At 67.7% G+C, this 17917-nt stretch carries 16 protein-coding genes; 5 read left to right on the plus strand and 11 right to left on the minus strand.

Features of this window, described 5'->3' with window-relative positions:
* Positions 1 to 129: 129 nt before the first annotated feature.
* Genes BG90_RS12505 through BG90_RS12515 form a run of 3 tightly spaced genes read left to right on the plus strand, consistent with a single transcriptional unit; the run spans position 130 to position 4210 of the window.
* Positions 130 to 2475 (plus strand): TonB-dependent receptor, encoded by a 2346-nt coding sequence (locus BG90_RS12505; protein WP_045568151.1) that lies wholly within the window; start codon positions 130 to 132, stop codon positions 2473 to 2475.
* The gene (locus tag BG90_RS12510) at positions 2463 to 3734 is read left to right on the plus strand and encodes a sialidase family protein (RefSeq protein ID WP_045568152.1); all 1272 of its coding nucleotides are present in this window, start codon (positions 2463 to 2465) and stop codon (positions 3732 to 3734) included. Before BG90_RS12505 ends, BG90_RS12510 begins: the two co-directional genes overlap by 13 nt.
* Positions 3731 to 4210 carry a TlpA disulfide reductase family protein gene (locus tag BG90_RS12515; RefSeq protein ID WP_010121565.1) on the plus strand — a complete coding sequence of 160 codons (480 nt, stop codon included), beginning with the start codon at positions 3731 to 3733 and terminating at the stop codon, positions 4208 to 4210. Before BG90_RS12510 ends, BG90_RS12515 begins: the two co-directional genes overlap by 4 nt.
* Positions 4211 to 4451: 241 nt before the next feature.
* On the opposite strand, the gene BG90_RS12520 is transcribed toward BG90_RS12515, so the two are convergent.
* The 11 genes from BG90_RS12520 to BG90_RS12570 form a co-directional block, all read right to left on the minus strand.
* On the minus strand, positions 4452 to 4703 hold the full coding sequence (locus BG90_RS12520) for a GlsB/YeaQ/YmgE family stress response membrane protein (protein ID WP_025990481.1): 252 nt from the start codon (positions 4701 to 4703) through the stop codon (positions 4452 to 4454).
* Between the two features lie 459 nt (positions 4704 to 5162).
* Positions 5163 to 5777, minus strand: coding sequence for a glutathione S-transferase (locus tag BG90_RS12525; RefSeq protein ID WP_010121563.1), 615 nt, complete (start codon positions 5775 to 5777; stop codon positions 5163 to 5165).
* Complete coding sequence (locus BG90_RS12530; protein WP_232238991.1) at positions 5774 to 6673, minus strand: nitroreductase family protein; 900 nt, start codon at positions 6671 to 6673, stop codon at positions 5774 to 5776. The genes BG90_RS12525 and BG90_RS12530 overlap by 4 nt, the downstream gene beginning before the upstream one ends.
* Positions 6670 to 7971: a 4-aminobutyrate--2-oxoglutarate transaminase gene (gabT, locus tag BG90_RS12535; RefSeq protein ID WP_010121561.1), complete on the minus strand. Its 1302-nt coding sequence runs from the start codon at positions 7969 to 7971 to the stop codon at positions 6670 to 6672. The genes BG90_RS12530 and gabT overlap by 4 nt, the downstream gene beginning before the upstream one ends.
* Positions 7972 to 8015: 44 nt before the next feature.
* On the minus strand, positions 8016 to 9725 hold the full coding sequence (locus BG90_RS12540) for an NAD(P)/FAD-dependent oxidoreductase (protein ID WP_010121559.1): 1710 nt from the start codon (positions 9723 to 9725) through the stop codon (positions 8016 to 8018).
* Positions 9726 to 9793: 68 nt separating this feature from the next.
* Positions 9794 to 10345, minus strand: a complete 552-nt coding sequence (locus BG90_RS12545) for a hypothetical protein (protein WP_010121558.1) — start codon at positions 10343 to 10345, stop codon at positions 9794 to 9796.
* Positions 10342 to 11460, minus strand: a complete 1119-nt coding sequence (locus tag BG90_RS12550; protein ID WP_081470011.1) for a beta-ketoacyl synthase N-terminal-like domain-containing protein — start codon at positions 11458 to 11460, stop codon at positions 10342 to 10344. The genes BG90_RS12545 and BG90_RS12550 overlap by 4 nt, the downstream gene beginning before the upstream one ends.
* Positions 11461 to 11508: 48 nt before the next feature.
* Entirely contained in the window at positions 11509 to 12195 is a 687-nt protein-coding gene (locus BG90_RS12555) for a hypothetical protein (RefSeq protein ID WP_010121556.1), read from the minus strand.
* A 10-nt stretch (positions 12196 to 12205) separates the two neighbouring features.
* Positions 12206 to 13612 (minus strand): class I adenylate-forming enzyme family protein, encoded by a 1407-nt coding sequence (locus tag BG90_RS12560; protein ID WP_010121554.1) that lies wholly within the window; start codon positions 13610 to 13612, stop codon positions 12206 to 12208.
* Positions 13613 to 13643: 31 nt separating this feature from the next.
* On the minus strand, positions 13644 to 13913 hold the full coding sequence (locus BG90_RS12565) for an acyl carrier protein (protein ID WP_010105598.1): 270 nt from the start codon (positions 13911 to 13913) through the stop codon (positions 13644 to 13646).
* 37 nt (positions 13914 to 13950) lie between these two features.
* Positions 13951 to 15186, minus strand: a complete 1236-nt coding sequence (locus BG90_RS12570) for a cation:proton antiporter (RefSeq protein ID WP_045568153.1) — start codon at positions 15184 to 15186, stop codon at positions 13951 to 13953.
* Between the two features lie 924 nt (positions 15187 to 16110).
* Between BG90_RS12570 and BG90_RS12575 the strand changes: the two genes are divergently transcribed.
* Positions 16111 to 17091, plus strand: coding sequence for a DMT family transporter (locus BG90_RS12575; RefSeq protein WP_010116538.1), 981 nt, complete (start codon positions 16111 to 16113; stop codon positions 17089 to 17091).
* Positions 17084 to 17905, plus strand: coding sequence for a pyrroline-5-carboxylate reductase family protein (locus BG90_RS12580; RefSeq protein ID WP_010116537.1), 822 nt, complete (start codon positions 17084 to 17086; stop codon positions 17903 to 17905). The genes BG90_RS12575 and BG90_RS12580 overlap by 8 nt, the downstream gene beginning before the upstream one ends.
* Positions 17906 to 17917 lie beyond the last annotated feature (12 nt).

Consider the following 17917-nt stretch of genomic DNA (forward strand, 5'->3'; position numbering starts at 1 on the left):
CGTCGCCACGCGTGAGCGCCGTCGCACGCGCGACGCCCGGCGCCATGCCCGCTCTTCAGCGAAGACCGGCATGGTGCGCATTCGCGTGCGCGGCGATTCGCCGACCACGTTTTCAGGATTTGCTTCTCCATGTCCAATGCTCTTGCCGCGCGCGTCGCGCGCAGGCGGCTCGCGGCCGCCTGCCTCGCGTCATTCGCCTGGCCCGTCGCCCATGCGGCGTCGACGGCCGCCGCGCCTACCGATTCAACGTCCGCCGCCGCCGCCGCCGCCGCGACGACCGCATCCGGGAAAACCTTGGATGTCGTCACCGTCACCGCGCAGCGCCCCGCATTCGCGCCCGAAACGCCGGGCGTCGTCGAGGCGCTCACCCGCGACCAGATCGACTCGCACGTCAACGTGACGACCGAAGACGCGCTCAAGTACGCACCGAACCTGATGGTGCGCCGGCGCTACATCGGCGACCGCAATTCCGTGTTCGCCGGCCGCGACTTCAACGAACTGCAGAGCGCGCGCGGGCTCGTCTACGCGGACGGCCTCCTGCTGTCCAATCTGCTCGGCTCGAGCTATTCGTATCCGCCGCGCTGGTCGCTGATCCAGCCCGACGACATCGCGCGCGTCGACGTGCTGTACGGCCCGTTCTCCGCGCTCTATCCGGGCAACGCGATCGGCTCGACCGTGCAGATCACGACGCGCAAGCCGGAGCGGCTCGACGCGTCGGTGTCGACGCAGTTCTTCACGCAGCGCTACCGCGACGGCTACGGTTTCGCCGACAGCTTCGGCGGCAACCATCAAACCGCGCGGATCGCCGACCGGATCGGGCGCTTCTGGTACGCGCTGTCGCTCGACCGGCTCGAAAACGACGGCCAGCCGATGCAGTACGCGAGCCCGAACGGCGCGTACGACCCGAGGCTCGGCGCGCCGGTACCGGTGCCGGTGACGGGCGCGGTCTCCGACGTCGGCCCGAACGGCCGGCCGCGGACGATCGTCGGCGCGCAGACGATCGAGCGCACCGAGCAGCTCAACGAGACGCTGCGCTTCGGCTATGCGTTCACCGATCATATCGACGCGACGGTCACGCTGGGACATTGGGAGAATCACTACCGTCAGCATGGCGACACGTTCCTGCGCGACGCGGCCGGCAACCCGGTGTACGGCGGAAACGTGTCGTTCGGCGGGCGCAGCTACACGGTGTCGCCGGCCGCGTTCGCGCCGCAGAGCGGCGATCAGGAGAACTGGCTGTACGGGCTCGGGCTCGACGCGCGGCTTGCGTCCGGCTGGAAGCTGTCGGCGACCGCGTCCGCGTATGACGTGTCGCGTGACGTGTTGCGGATGGCGTCGAGCGCGCCGCCCGCCGCGTGGGACGGCGGCGCGGGCACGGTATTCCGCGGCGACGGCACCGGCTGGCGTACCTTCGATCTGCGCGCGGAATCGCCCGACGTGCGCGGACACCGCTTCTCGTTCGGCTATCACTTCGACACTTATTTCCTGCGCAACGCGACCTACAACACCTCGAACTGGTTGAACGCGGTGCCGACGACGCTCGCGAACGGCTACCGCGGCAACACGCGCACGCAGGCGCTGTACGCGCAGGACGCGTGGCGCTTCGCGCCCGGCTGGCTCGCGACGCTCGGCCTGCGCTACGAGCGGTGGGACGCATACGGCGGCGAGCTCGGCAACGCGAACGCGACGCTTGGCTACGCGGATCGCGGCGCGACTGCGCTGTCGCCGAAGCTCGCGCTCGAATGGCAGCCCGCGGACGCATGGCGCTTCCGGTTGTCGTTCGCGACGGGCACGCGCTTTCCGACCGTCGCCGAGCTGTTCCAGGGAACGATCTCGAACAACGCGATCGTCAACAACAACCCGAACCTGCAGCCGGAAAAGGCGATCGACTGGGACTTCACCGCCGAGCGCGACGTCGGCTTCGGCGTCGTGCGCGCGAGCGTGTTCCAGAGTGATCTGCGCAACTCGATCTACAGCCAGACGACGGTCGCCGGCGCTTCGACGTATACGAACATCTCGAACGTCGACCGCGTGCGCGTGCGGGGCGTCGAGCTCGCGTTTTCGGGGCAGGACGTCGGGATCAAGGGGCTCGACGTCGACGCGAACGTGTCCGCGACGAATGCGCAGACGCTTGCCGACACGGCGAATCCGAACTATGTCGGCGCGCGCTGGCCGCGGATCCCCCGAATGCGAGCGAACCTGCTCGCGTCGTACCGCTTCGACGAGCACTGGATGACGAGCGTCGGCGTTCGCTATTCAGGGCGCCAGTACAACACGCTCGACAACGGCGATGTGAACCCGAACGTGTACGGCGGCACCAGCTCGTTTACGGTCGTCGATCTGAAGGCGCGCTACCGGTTCGATCGCCACTGGCTCGCGTCGTTCGGCATCGACAACGTCACCGACCGCCGCTACTACGTGTTCCATCCGTATCCGGGCCGGACGTTCTATGGAGAGTTGAAATGGTCGCTGTGAAGTGCTTTCTCTCGGGCGGCGCGCTGCTCGCGTTCGCATGCGGCGCGCTCGCGCAAGATGCGCCGGCGGCGGCGGGCGCGTCGGCGCCGCATGCGGCGCACATGGCGATGGACTCCATGACGGCGGGTTCGACGCAGAAGGCGCCGCTCGCGACGGGGGCCGCGTTCGACGCGCGTCATCGGCTGTGGGTCGCATGGGTCGAAGGGCAGCACGTCGTCGTCGTGCATTCGGACGACGCCGGGCGCACGCTGTCCGCGCCCGCGACGGTCAACGCGCTGCCCGAACCGGTCTACACGAGCGCCGAGAATCGGCCGAAGCTCGCCGCTAGCCCGGACGGACGCGCGATCTACGTCACGTGGTCGATGCCGCTCGACGCGCCGTATACCGGAATGGTGCGCTTCTCGCGCTCGCTCGACGGCGGCGCGACGTGGTCGGTGCCGATCACCGTGCATCATGACCGGCAGGCGATCACGCATCGTTTCGACATGCTGACGGTCGATCCGCAAGGCCGAATCTTCGTCGCGTGGATCGACAAGCGCGATCTCGTCGCCGCGCAGCGGGCAGGGCGCTCGTACGACGGCGCGGCGATCTACTACGCGGTGTCGACCGACGGCGGCGCGACGTTCGAGCCGGAGCGCAAGGTGACGGATCACACGTGCGAATGCTGCCGGATCGCGATGGCGATCGATCCCGACGGCCGCGTGCAGGCCGCGTGGCGCAACGTGTTTCCGGGGCAGATCCGCGACCACGCGCTCGCGGTGCTGCCTGCATCGGCGGATCGCGCGATCGAGCCCGCGCGCGCGACGTTCTCGAACTGGCACGTCGAGGCGTGTCCCGATCACGGGCCCGCGCTCGCGATCACGACGGACGGCGTGCGTCATCTCGCGTGGTTCGGCGTGGTCGACGGCAAGGCCGACGTGTTCTATTCGCGGCTCGATGCGAGCGGCGCGCCGCGCGGCAAGCCGTTCGCGTTCGGCGCCGATCCGGCGGCGCCGAACGAGCAGGCGTCGCACGCGGCGCTCGTCGCGCAGCGCGACACGCTGTGGCTCGCGTGGAAGGCGTTCGACGGCGACGCGATGCGCATCAGGCTGCGGCGTTCCGACGACGGCGGCGCGCACTGGAGCGCGCCGCGCACGCTCGCGGAAACGTCGGGCGCGAGCGACAACCCGCAATTGCTGCTCGACCGCGGACGCGTCTATCTGTCATGGCGCACGCGCAACGACGGTTATCGTCTGATCGACGTGGAGGAAACGCGATGAAGCGCATCGTCTTCACGTTCGCGGCGCTCGTCGTCGCGGCGTCGAGCGCCGCGGCCGAGCTGCAGCCGCTGCGCGCGGCGGATGTCGCGTCGCTCTATGCGAGCGGGCGCGGCGCGCCGCTCGTCGTCGAAATCTGGTCGCTCGACTGCGGCTATTGCCGCGAGAACGCCGCGCATCTCGTCGAATGGCAGCGGCGACATCCGCAGGTGCGGGTCGCGCTCGTCGCGCTCGATTCGCTCGACGAGCATGCGCGGCAGCTCGCCGACGCGCTCGCGCAGATGAAGCTGCCCGGGAGCGTCGCGCAATACGCGAACGACGAACCGATGCCGGAGCGGCTGCGCGCGGCGCTCGATCCGGGCTGGCGCGGCGAGTTGCCGCGCACGGTGTGGATCGGTGCGGACGGCGCACGGCGCGCGAAGAGCGGGCTGCTCGCGCCGGGTGTGCTCGATACGTGGCTGCAACGTCGGGATAACTGACGATCGGCGTGCGGAAAGCGATGTCGTCGGCACGCCGGAATCGCTTCGGCTTGCCGACGGCTTGCGCGGCGGCGCGTCGCGTCTTGCGCGTGAATGCGCGATCGCGTGCGAAGGTCTTTCGAGCAAGGGGGCGATCGGAAGATCGGTGCCCATGGACGAAGAAGACGCGGCGCGGCCGCGGAGATGGAGGGGGCGGGGAAAGCGCCCGGCGGCCATGCGGCGCGCCGGGCGATATACAACGTCAGGCTCGCTTGAATAGCCGGATCACGAACAACAGGATGACGGCGCCGATGACGGCGACGATGATCGAGCTGATGAACCCGCCGCCGATGTGAATGCCGAGAATGCCGGCGAGCCAGCCTCCGATGACTGCGCCGACGATGCCGACGATGATGTCCACGAGCAGCCCGAAGCCGCCGCCCTTCACGAGCAGGCCGGCAAGCCAGCCGGCGATTGCGCCGATGATGAGCCACATAATCAAGCCATGAGCCATGGTGGTCCTCTCCTTTGTTAACTTCCACGAATGAACCGACGTCGGGCGCTGCCTGTGACGTGACGCGGATCGCACGTCGATCCCGGAGCGTCGCACACGCAATTTACTGCAATAGACGGGTCAGGATCGTTAAGTAATGTTACGCACCTCGTTCGGATTGACCAAATATTTTTTGCGAGCCGGATCTCGGTGAGCAAATTGAAATAAAAACGTAATGAAAATCTGCACTCGATTCTTTCGTGTCGGCAAACGATGCGAATGCGGCACCGCAACGAACGCCGGATCGTTCGCGATGCGAAAGGAATCGACGATAGGGGGAGACGAACGGGCGCTCTGTGCGGCGCGTTACCGTTCAGGGTGACGAACGAATCGTGCATGTCTTCGGTCGGGCGCGCCGGCGCTGCGACGCGCCGATGCCGTCGCGCGGCTCGGCTCCCCGCGTCGAACGGCGCGTGTGGTTCAATCGGGCGGAAAGGCGGCGAAAAGCGGCGTGTCCTCGGCCGACGCCGAAAACGCCGTCAGACGCGGATGGGCCGCTTCGTCGACGATTTCCGGCAACACCATCTGCGTGAAGCGCCACGCGATCGCGACGGTCGCGCCGGTTTGCGCGAGCCGGTTGTCGTGCGCGGCGAATCGGGTCCACGGCAATGACGCTTCGAGCGCGCCGTATGCGGCGTGCAACTGGCCGCGCACGCGTTCGACCCACGGCTCGTATTGCTTATCGGGCGGTCTCAGTCGGCGCTCATAGACGATCTGCACGGTTTTTTCGCACGCGGCGAGCGCGAGGCCCGCGAGCTTTGCCGCGAGCGCATGCTCGGCCGCGTCGCGCGGACCGGGCGGCGCGTCGGGGGAAGCGATCGCGCGCGCATAGTCGAGGATCAGTGTCGAATCCATCAGGATTTCGCCGTCGTCGAGCAACAGCGTCGGGGCCTTGACGACCGGATTGATCGCCCGGAACGCGTCGAACTCGCCGAAGACCGACACCGGCGCGTGCTCGAATTCGATCCGAAGCAGGCGCAGGCCGATCGCCGCGCGGCGCACGTACGGCGAGTCAAGCATGCCGATCAATTTCATCGCGATTTTCCTTGAGCGGGGATGAGACGGGGACGGCGCGGCGCGTGATGTTCGCGCGCGCCGGCTTCGGCCGGGTTCTTCTGCGCGTCGGGCTGCGGCCGGCGAAGCTCGTCCGCACGCAGAAAGTCGCGATGCACGAGGAACTCGAGCAGTGCGTCCGAATCGCGCCGGCAGCGGTCCGGATCGTATTTCAGCTCGCTCGAATACCACTGCGCGACCGAACCGATGCCGAGCTGTGCGATGCGCGCGCGGTTCGCGGGCGACGACGTGCAGCGCGCCCACGCAAGCCGGTCGCGTTCCGCGTAGCTCGCATCGATGTGCGCATCGGTCGGCGTGCGATACGCTTCGTCGTGGACGATCGCATCGAGCGGCAGCCGGTCGCGTTTCGCGGGGGCTTCGTCCGGATAACCGACGACGAGCGTCGTGATCGGCGCACATGTTTTCGGCAGCGCGAGCGCGGCCGCGATGCCGCGCATCGCGGTCAGTGTCGAACCCATGTAGCACACGCCGAGGCCGCGGGCCTCGAAGGCGAGGCACACGTTCTGCGCGACGATCATCGCGTCGCACAGCGCGACGTGATGGCCGAGCAGGTTATTGAAGTTGTCGCGCGCGCGGCCGCGTGCGAGCCAGCGGCGGGTGCGGTAGCAATCGGCGACGAACGTGACGACGAGCGGCGCCTGCAGAATCATCGGCTGCCGGCCGTGCAGCTCGTACAGCCGGCGCTTGCGTTCGGGGTCCTGAGTGAGCACGAGCGACACGCTGTTCAGGTTGCCGAACGACGAAGCGCCCGCCACCGCATCCGCGCACACATCGTCGATCAACGCGCGCGGAATCGCATCGGGCTTGTAGCGGCGAATCGACCGGTGCCGCCGCAGCAGATCGGAGAAGGTCGTCATGGCGCCGTCGCCTCCGCGGGCGCCGCGCATTCGGCGAGGCACGCGTCGAGAATCGCGAGCCCGGCTTCGAGCGCGTCGAATCCGATCGTGAGCGGCGCGAGGAGGCGCAGCACGTTGCCGTGCGCGCCGCCTGCGAGCAGCAGCAGCCCGCGCTCGCGAGCGAGCGCGATGCAGCGCCGCGTGATGTCCGTCGCCGGCCGATCGCCGTCCGGGTCGCGCAGCTCGACGCCGATCAGCGCGCCGAGTCCGCGCACGTCGGCGATGAACGCGTGGCGGCGCTGCATCGCGCGTAGCGACGCCTGCATGATCTCGCCGATCTGCCGCGCGCGCGCGATGAGCCGCTCGCGCTCGATCACGTCGAGCACCGCGAGTGCGGCGGCGCATGCGAGCGGGTTGCCCGCGTACGTGCCGCCGAGCCCGCCCGGCGCGACGGCGTCCACGAGATCCGCGCGGCCCGTCACGCCGGCGAGCGGCAGCCCGGCCGCGATCGATTTGCCGAACACGAGAAGGTCGGGGACGACGCCCATCTGCTCGATCGCGAAGAATGCGCCGGTGCGGCCGATGCCGCTTTGCACTTCGTCGACGATCATCGCGATGCCGTGCCGGTCGCACAGCTCGCGCACGCGCTCGACGAACGCGACGGGCGCGACCTGCACGCCGCCCTCGCCCTGGACGGGCTCGAAGATCAGCGCGGCGATGTCGTCGGGCGCGGCGTCCGCCTGGAAAATCTGCTCGATGCTCGCGAGCGCGTCCGCGACGCTCACGCCGTTCAGCGCGTCGGGATAGCGGGCGCGATGGACGCCGCCCGGCATCGGGCCCATGCCGGCCGAGTACGGGCGGACTTTGCCTGTCAGCGCGAGCGTCGCGAACGTGCGGCCGTGAAACGCGTTCGTGAAGGCGACGACGCCGGTGCGGCCCGTATGCGCGCGCGCGATCTTCAGCGCGCTCTCGACTGCTTCGGATCCCGTACTGAACAGCGCCGTCTTGCTCGGATGCGTGCCTGGCGCAAGCGCGTTGATCCGCTCGCACACGGCGATATAGTCCGCGTACGGCAGCGCCGCGAAGCAAGTGTGCGTGAAGCGCGCGAGCTGAGCCTGCAGCGCGGCGACGACGTGCGGATGACGATGTCCGGTGTTGAGCACCGCAATGCCGCTCGTGAAGTCGATGTACTCGTTGCCGTCGACGTCCCACACGCGCTCGTTGCTCGCGCGCTCGACGTGGATCGGATGCGCCTGGTGGACGCCGTGCGCGACGGCGCCGGCGCGGCGCCGGCTCCAGGCTTCGTTCGATGAACTCATTGTCTCGGTCCTCGATGGGCGGGAGAAAAGGGTGCGGGCCGCGTTCATTTTTCGACGAGCTCGGGCGCGGTCGCGCGGGCGAGATCGGCGTCGGCGCGCGCGGCGAGCGTGAGGCGGTCGCCATAGCGGTAGCGATCGAGGAAATCGAACGGGCGCGCATTCGGGCCCCGCGCGAGCTTGCTCGCGAGCCCGTCCGGCGCGTGATTCGCCCAGTCGACGAGCGACGCCGCGAATTCGGCCGTCGGCCGGGACACGTAGCGGTTCGCGAAATTCGAGAAGTCGAGCGGCAGATGCGCGCGGTTTTCGACATAGAGCCGGTGCAGCGTGTCGATCGCGTCGCGCTCGGTCGTCTCCGCGCGCTTGAAGCGCTCCAGCGTCGCGCACGCGGCGTCGAACATCTGCTCGTAGCGATGGCTCTCGATCGACAGATGGCCCGGATACGTCGCATTCGCGAACGCGGCTTCGAGCGCATCGTCGTCGCGGCCGCGCTGGTAGTCGGCGAGGATCTTGCGCAGCCGCAGCACGCCGATGTAGCTGCCGCTCAGCCAGATCCGGAACCATGCGTTCCACAGCGGGAACGACTTGAACGCGGTATACGAATTCGCGACCAGCCGGTCGTTGACGCGGACGACTTCGAGACTGTAGCGCTCGAGCGACGCGAGGTTCGCGCGCTTCCAGACGTCGTCGCGGACGGCGGCGATGAGGCGCGGCGCGAGCCGCACGATCGATTCGAACGTGTTGACGAGGCCGCGCGAGAAGAGCGGATCGACGAAGCCGACCGCATGGCCGAGCAGGCAATAGCGGTCGCCGACCGTCTCGCGGCTCGTGTAGTTGAGCCGCGGCGCGACCGTCCATTCGCGCACGCGCGCCGCATTGACGAAATGCTTGGCGACCGACGGATAATCGGCGAGGAACTGCCGGAACTCGCCTTCCGGATCGCGCGTCGCGGGACCGTGCTTGCCGATGTCGAACTGCAGGCCGACGCTGCAGAGCGGATTCGTGCTGAACGGCTGGTTGTCGAACGGAATGATCCACAGCCAGCCGCAGTCGAACAGGTGATGCAGCGTCGTCTGCGCGAGCGCGATCGGCGCGCCGTGCGTCTCGACGGGCGCGATCGCCTTCTCGTAGAGATCGACGCCGATCATGTGCGTGAAGAGCGAGCGCGTCGTCGCCTGCATCTCGCGTGCGCCTTTGCGCAGCTCGAGCTGGTCGGCGAGCGGCGCGCGATAGCCGGCCGCGTCGACGACGAAGCGCGCGCGCAACGGCGGCTCGTCGACGATATCGAGCGTCACGCCGCTTTCGGCGACGTCGATCGCGCGAATCCTCGTCTGCTGCTTGACGACCGCGCCGAGACGCGCCGCGACGCCGACGTAGTACGCATCGATGTCCTGCCGGAACAGATGCGCCTCGGGTGTGAGCACGGGGGTCGACACGACGTCGGCGATGTCGTGCTCGCGGCGATGGCCGTTCCACGCGAAGCTGAACGCGAGCTTGATGCCCGCCGCGGACGAGCCGATGTGTCGATTGATCGCGGCGATGTTGCCGGGATACGCGAGTTCGGGAATCCCGTAGCGCTCGGCGAGGATTTCGAGCAGGATCGCGCTTTCCGGCACCATCGATTCGCCGACTGCGAAGCGCGGATGCGTGCCGGCGTCGAGCAGGATGACGGAAGCGCCGTGCTTCGCGAGGATCGCGGCGAGCATCGCGCCCGCGATGCCCGAGCCGATGATGGCGACGTCGTAGTCTCGTTTCATGATTGCAGCTCCGGAAGTGGATGACGTGGATGACGCGGAAGGGCGTCGGCCGACGCGCGTCGGCGGATTCAATCGGCGACGCGGGCGGCGCGCGCATACAGCGCGGTTTTCGCGGTGACGCCTTCGTTCGCGTCGAATTCGGCCGCGACGACGAACAAATAGCGCGCGTCGCCGCGCTCCAGCCAGCGCGCGGCGGCGATGTCGGCGAAGCGGCCCGCGTCGGCGGCCGCCATCGTCAGATTCAGCGTCGGCCCGCGAAAGCCGAAGCGCGTGCAGCAGATCGACAGCGCGGCGCCCGCGTTCGCATGAATGAACGTGAGCGGCGACACGCGTCCGCCGCGCGCGACGTCGTCGATCACCTGCCGCGCGGCGCGCTTCGGAAACGCACTGCCGTAATGGATCATCCCGACCTGCTCGAGATGCGGATCGAGCCTCGCGCGATGCTCGCTGTAGAGCCGCCAGACCGTGTCGAGCACGGGCCACACGGCCGGATCCGCCTGCTTCGCGCCGCTGCGGACGTCGGCCGGCAACTGGGCGTGATCGGCGATAGAGGACTCGCGCGCGTCGATGCAGTCGAGCGCATGATTCGTCGCGTAATCGAGAGAGAACGTTCGTGTCATCGCGCGTCTCCCCGTTCGAACACGAGGCTCGTGTTGAAGCCGCCGAAGCCGATCGTCACGCTCAGGCCGTACGCCGCATCGAACTCGCTCGGCGCGCGGATCGGCAGCGGCAGGTCGAAGCCGGCCAGCGGCGCGTCGAGTCCATGAATCGGCGGCGCGATTCCTTCGTTCAGCGAAGTCACGAGCGCGATCGCCTCGAGCGCGCCCGTCGCGCCGAGCGTATGGCCGAACGCGCCCTTCGTCGCGAACACGATCGGCCGCGACGGCGCGAACAGCGACGCGTACGCGGCGCTCTCGATGCGGTCGTTGGTCCGAGTGCCCGAGCCATGTGCGTTGACGATGCCGATGTCCGCGCGCTGCAGGCCGGCGTCGCGCAGCGAACGGTCGACGGCGAGGCGGATGCCGTTGCCGTCCTTGTCGGGTGCGGTCAGCCCGGCAGCGTCGTTCGACGAGCCCGCGCCGCGCAGCGTCGCGAGCCGCTTCGCCGGACGCGCGCCGCGCCGCTCGATCACGAGAAAGCCGACGCCTTCGCCGAGAATCGTGCCGTCGTGCCGATGATCGAAGCTGCGCAGCGTCGTCGCCGACATCGTGCCGAGCCCGCTGTGCGCGAGCCGCTTCGATTCGGTCAGCACGTCGGCGCCGCCGCAGATGCAGCGGTCGGCGATGCCCGCGCGGATCAGCATCGCGCCGAGCAGGAGCGCGTCGGAGCCCGACGAGCAGGCGGTCGACAGCGCCGCGTGGGCGATGCCGAGCTCGTTCGCGATGTCGCGCACCCATTGGTCGAGCGGCTCGGCCGCGGCGCGCGCGTCGTCGAGCCGCGCGCCGAAGCTCGTGCCGACGACGAGGAACGTGCGCGTGCCGGTGCGGCTCGCATCGAGTTCCGCGTGTTCGAGCGCATCGGCGACGACTTCGCGCGTGAGGCGCGCGAGCGTGTCGCGTGCGTCGCCGCGTGCGTCGAGCGCGACTGCGGCGGCGAGATCGTTCTTCAGCGCATGCGGCGACGGCATGGGCGCGATGCCCGTGTCGCCCGCGAGCAGGTGTTGCCAGACGCCGGCGAGCGAGCGGCCGAGCGCCGTATGCCAGGCCATGCCGGTCACGATGATGTCGTCAGTCACGAAGGCTCCTTGTTCGGTCGGAAGAGAAGAGGCGATGCGTCGGCCCGCTCATTCGTAAATGCGCAGGAATTCGTCGGTCTTCGATGCATCGAGCGGATTCGGATGGAACGTGTCGCGGATCGCGTGGCCGTCGAGCGAAATCGAGCGCGCGAACGGCTCGCTTTGCAGCCACTTGTCGCCGACGATGAAGCGCGGCTCGACGTCCGCCCGATCGAATCCGGCGAGCTCGTCGGGCGCGAGAAACTTGCGGCGCGACTTGTCGAACACCTGGCGGTAGGCGGACGAATCGAAATAGCGGATCCGGCCGTCGGCGACGATCGCGTTGATGCAGTGCCAGCGCTGCGGCAGATACAGATAGTTCACGTAGATGTTGCGGATCCCATATACGCGCCGGCCAAGCAGCGTGCTCACGAGCGCGCCCGCGACGTCGGTCATCTCCGCGCAGAAACACGGCAGGCGCGGCGCGTCGGGCTCGAGGAACGCGCGCAGGTAATCGTCGAGCGAGTGCGACGGGATGATCTCGTCGCGGTAGCGCGCGTACGTGGCCTCGTGCTCGGCCCATTGCTCTCTCGGAAAGCTGAGGCGCATGATGACGGGCGGGTAGGTCCTGAATACGTCCGGCTCCTGCGTGATGTGGCACATCCGGGACGGAACGAAGCGCAGCACGTCCTCGATGCTGCGCGGCTCGTGGCGCGCGAGAACGGCGTCGACGAGGCGGCGGGTGTCGTGATTCATCGGATTTCCCTCACTTGTAGAACTCGTGCACCGCGCGATCGACATGCGTGACCGTCAGCGCGGCGGGACGTTCGTAGTGCTTGAGACCTTTCAGGATCTGAGCCTTCACATCGTCGGCGCCGGCCTGATCGACGAGCCGGTCGTCGACGACGATTTCGAGCTGATATCCTTCGACCGCGTCACCTCGCTTCAGCGGACGCGTCTTGCAGGTCAGCACGCCCGGCAGCGAGCGGCAGTGCTGACGGATCGCCGCGAGATTGACCTTCTCGTCGTTCAGGACGACGAAATCGGTCTTGCGGTGCTTGAAGAACAGATAGCCTTCGTCGTCGATCTCGAAAATGTCGCCCGTCCTGAGCCAGACGCGGCCGTCGAGCTCGACGAGCGGATCGCGCGCGTTGCGGCCGACCTTGCGCTTGAGCAGCGTGCTCGATCGCACGAGCAGTTCGCCTTCGCGCGACGACGGCGTATCGCCGAGCACGCGCACCTCGGTGCCCTGCATCGGCTTGCCGACCGACGCGAGCCGCCGTTCGTCGACCTCGTGCGCGCGGCAGGTCGCGATCCGCGGGCCGGCTTCCGTCGCGCCATACGTCAGGTATAGCTCGTTGCCCGGAAAGCGCGCGACGAACTCCGCCGCGAGCGCGGCCGGGAGGAAATCGCCGCCGATCGTCAGCGCGCGCAGCGAGGACGGCAGCGTGTCGGCCGCGTGAGAGAGGATGTCGCGCATCAGCACCGGCGTGACGGAGCTGACGCTGATTCGATGGCGCGCGAGTTCGGAGAAATAGCGCGGCGCGATGAACGGCGGCCCGCTGATCACGAGCTTCGCGCCACATTCGATGCCGGCGATCGCCTGCGCGACGAGCGCGAACGAATAGAAGAGCGGCAGGTTGACGAGCACGATGTCGCCGGCGTGCAGGCCGATGTCGGCAGCGTGCCGCCGCGCGTTTTCCCGCAGCGATTCGAACGCGTGCACGCAGCCGCTGCTGAATTCCGACGACGTGCCGGACGTCGTCAGGATGACTTCGCCCGGTCCGGCGACGCTTTCGCGCGTTTGCGGAAAGAAGCCGATCTCGCAGCCCGCGCGGCGCTCGACCTTGCCGATCCGGAGTTGCGCGCGCAGTTCCTCGCCGAGACGCGGCTTCACGATCGCGATCGCGCCGAAGTCCTCGGCCATCTGCTTGATCCGCACGACGGGCGTGGTGGGCGACAGCATCGCCGGCGTGTACCCGGCGGCAAGCAGCGAGAAGAAGAGCCTGAGCAGCGTCTTGCCGTTCGGCATCCCGATCAGCACGACGCCGCTCGACGAAAGCGTGGCTCCAGGCAGCGCGGCGACGAGCCGCGCGACGTCGTCGACGGACGCATCGGGTCCGGCGGGCGCGGACGCTTCGACAATCAGGTGATCGAAATTGGCGATATGCATGGATGATCCCTCGTTCGGCGCGGCGCGCGCGTCATGCGTCGAGCTTGGTGAGAAGGAAGCGCGACAGCGCGTCGCAATTCGAGAAGTTGTCGGGCGTGAAGTCGTCATCGTCGATCTTGATGCCGAACGCCTCTTCGCACTGGTAGCGCAGTTCGATGAAACCGATCGAATCGATGCCGATCGTCGACTGGAAGCCGTCGGTCAGGCCGATCTGCTCTGGCTTGATGTCGAGGTCGAGCCGGGTGGCGACGATGTCGCGCAGGCGTTCGACGATCTGTTGCTGGGTGTCGGTGATTTGCATGATGTGAAGTCGCTTCGGTCGAGTGGGGAAGGGTTGCTCAGGTTTGCGGGTCCGCGAGCGGCGCGGCGCCGGGGCGCGTCGCGTAGCGGACGAACGGCGTCGTCATCGCGGTCGTCAGCAGCGCGAACGCGACGAGAATCGTGTAGACCTTTTGCGGCAGCACGCCGAGCTGCAGGCCGATCGACAGCACGATCAGCTCCATCAGCCCGCGCGCGTTCATCAGCGCGCCGATCAGCATCGCGTCATGCGGCGTGCGAGCGCACCAGCGCGCCGCCGCGTAGGCGCCGCCGAACTTGCCCGCGAACCCGGCGATGAAAAATGCGCCGAACCACGTCCACGCGCCGACGTCGTCGAGCGCCGAGATCGACGTGTGCAGACCGGCGTACGCGAAGAACACCGGTGTCAGCACGACGTGCACGAAGCCGCTGAACGTGCGCCGCCACTGGTCGGCGACGGCCGGCGCATCGCGCAGCGCGAGGCCGGCGAGAAGCGCGCCGAATGCGCCGTGAAAGCCGAGCGCGTGCGTGCCCCACGCGGACGCGAGCACGCAACCCGTCACGACGACGGCGACGATGCGCACGTTGCCGCGCGCGCTCGCACGCTGCAGCAACGGCCCGACGACGTAGCGGAGCGACGCGACGCACGCGACCGCGTACAGCGCGATCGATACCATCGACAGCAGCAGCGTGAACCCATCGCCGTGGCCGGGCTGCGCGACGGACGCGACGAGCGCGAGCAGCAGCCAGCCCGCGACGTCGGTCAGCATCGCCGACGCGAGCGCGGTCGTCGCGCTCGGATGCGCGGACAAGCCGAGGTCGGCGACGATGCGGGCCATCACGGGAACGGCCGACACGCCGAGCGCGACGCCGCAGAAGAGTGCGTAGGGGACGGGCGCGTAGCCTGCGGCGAGCGCGTCTTTCGAGCCGAGCGCGACGCCGACGCCGAGCGCGAACGGCAACGCGAGGCCGAGCAGCGCGACGAGGCCCGGCAGGCGGACGTCGGCCCACGAGAACGTGTTCGGGATGCGCAGATGCAGCCCGACTTCGAACATCAGCAGCACGAGCCCGACTTCGCAAAGCAACGCGATGCCGGACTGCGTGGCGGCGGGAAACAACGCGCGATGGACGTCGGGCGCGAACGCGCCGAATATCGTCGGGCCGAGCAGGATGCCGGCCGCGATTTCGCCGATCACGCGCGCTTGCCCGATCCGCTCGGCGAGATGGCCGCAAGCATGACAGACGGTGATGACGATGGCGAGTTGGAGAAGCCACATATTGCGTCGTTTGAAAAAGCGTTGGACGCCGGCGCGGTGAAGGCCGGCGCGATATCGACATGCATTCGTCATCTGTTAGATGAGGACTGCTATGTATTTGTCGACGAAAATCCCGCGGCGATTCGCTCGTGCGATCGCGGTGACGGAGCGTCGCGGATTTTGCCGATTAAAGGGAGGGCGGCAGACCGGCCGGATGGGCCGATGGCGGGAAGCCGTGGAGGTGGGACACGCAGCTTTCGGCCGGCGGACCGGGGCGAGTCGTCCGCCGCGGAACGATCGGAGGCGGCAAAGGCGGCCGCGACGACTGCCGCTTCAACACGGGACGCGAAATTCGAGGAACGGCGCCGTGCATTTCATTAAATAGAATAAGCTTGTTCTGATTCATGAGTTTGAAATCCTGATCTGTTCTTCACGTTTCGTATTTCATGGGATTGATCTAATTAATTATTTGGTCGACTAAAAGCAATAATTTCGGTGAGCAAAGGCTAGTGGACGGAAAGTGGATCGGCAAATGAATTTTATATGTCATGTCGCTCAAGCACGTTGTTTAAATCTATAAAGGCAGCCCAATTGCATTGATTTCGGCTCAACCACCCGTCAGGAAAAATCGATGTTGCCCATGGAGACTTTTATTTATCCTGTAATGGCTCGCTGATTATTGGCTGGATGTTGATAAAAGGCGAACGGTCTTTCTCCCGGCTGCGATTCGTTTCGGGAGGCGGCGGCCGGATTCGAGATACGTAATTCGGCCGGTCAAATAAATCGTGTTTCAGGCCAATTCAATCGTCCGGGGAATGCGCTTTGTCGTCGCCACGCGTGTCCGCCCGGCGACGCGGCACATGACCGGAAACCGATATCGAGGTCGGCTCCCTTTTTCTTCGTTGTGAGGCTGCAGTGCTCGAAACCCGCCGTCCGCTGGATGCCATGTCGATCGCGATCATGCTCGTGCTGTGTTTCTGCTGGGGATCGCAGCAGGTGCTCATCAAGGTGGCCGCACCGCGCGTCGATCCATTGATGCAGTTGTCGATCCGCTACGGCATCTCCGCGATCGTGCTCGGTTGTTTTCTGTTCCGGCGCTACGGACGCCGCGTGCTGCGGGACGGCACGTTCGGCGCGGGCGTCGCGGTCGGCTTGCTCGTGGCGGTCGAATCGATCGCGATTGCGCAGGGGCTTCGGTACACATCGTCGAGCCACGTGACCGTGCTGCTCTATACGGGGCCGCTGTTCGCGAGTTTCGGCATGCACTTCACGCACGAGGACGAGCGACTGTCGGCGCTGCAGTGGCTGCTGATGTTCGTCGCGTTCTCGGGGATCGTCGTCAGCTTTCTCGGCCGCGACGGCGCGGCGGGCGGCGGCTCGCTCGTCGGCGACGGCTTCGGCCTGCTGTCCGGCATCGCATGGGGCGCGACCACTGTCGTCGTGAAGCGAACGCGATTGTCGAATGCGCCCGCCGAGAAGACGCTGTTCTATCAGGTCGCGGTGTCGACCGTCGTCATCCTGCCGCTGACGATTCTGATGGGACGCGCGCGGATCGCCGCGGACGCCGTGACCGTCGCTAACCTCGCGTTCCAGACCTTCGTGCTCGTGCTCGGCACCTTCCTCGCGTGGTACTGGTTGCTGACGAAGTATCTCGCGTCGCGGCTGTCGATCATTCAACTGATCACGCCGATCGTCGGCGTGACGCTCGGCTATTTCGCACTCGACGACGCGCTGAGCGTCTGGTTCGTGTGCGGCGCGGCGATGGTCATCTTCGGCATCGTCGGGATCGGCGTCATCGAGGCGCTCAACCAGGGCCGACGCGCGCGCGACGCACGGCTCGAGCGGGCGTCGGCGCGCGCGGATCGAGGCGATCCGATGCCGCTCGCGATGCCGTGTCGCGGCGGCGCAGGAGCCGCTCGTGACTGACGCCGGCAAGCGTGATGCGCTCGGCCGCATCGGCATCGTGGGCGCGGGCCATGTCGGCGTCGCGGTGGCCGCGCGCCTCGTCGCGAGCGGCGTCGGCGGCGATTCGCTGCGGCTCGGCAATCGCGAATCCGCATCCTCGCGCGAGCGCGCCGCCGCGGCCGGCGTTGCCGATCTGCTGACCGACGTGAAAGCGGCCGTCGACGATTCGGACGTGATCGTGTACGCGGTTCGGCCGGCCGATTGCGCGTTGCTTGGCGCGTATCCGCTCGAGCGCGGCCAGAGCGTGATTTCGGTGCTGGCGGGCACGCCGCTCGCGAACGTCGCGCGTCATGCGCGCGGCGCGGGCCGGCTCGCGCGGGCGATGATCAGTTCTCCCGACACTATCGTCGCCGGCCGCTCGATCGGTGCGTTCTACGGCGACGCGGGTGCGCAGGCGAAGGCGCTGTTCGAGCGGATCGGCACCGAGGTCGTCGCGCTGGACGGCGACGCGCGGTTCGACGCGTTCACCGCGCTCGGGCCGTGTCTGCCGATCGCGCTCACGTACTGCGAAGTCGCGGGCATCGCGCCGCGCGACGACGACGTGCTCGAATGCGCGGCCGCGTGCGGACTCGGCGATTGGCGCCGTGTGCTCGACTGGGCGCAACAGGTGCGGCCGAGGAATTTGAGCGAGGCCGACACGCAGGCGTACCTGGACCGCGCGGCGACGCCGGGCGGGATCACCGAGGCGATTCTCCGCTCGCTTCGGACACGCGGACATCTTTCGGACGCGCTGCGCGACGGCATCCGCCACGGCGCGGCGATGGCCCGTTCTTGACGACTATGCGCA

The organism is Burkholderia oklahomensis C6786, from assembly GCF_000959365.1.
GTDB classification, from domain to species: domain Bacteria; phylum Pseudomonadota; class Gammaproteobacteria; order Burkholderiales; family Burkholderiaceae; genus Burkholderia; species Burkholderia oklahomensis.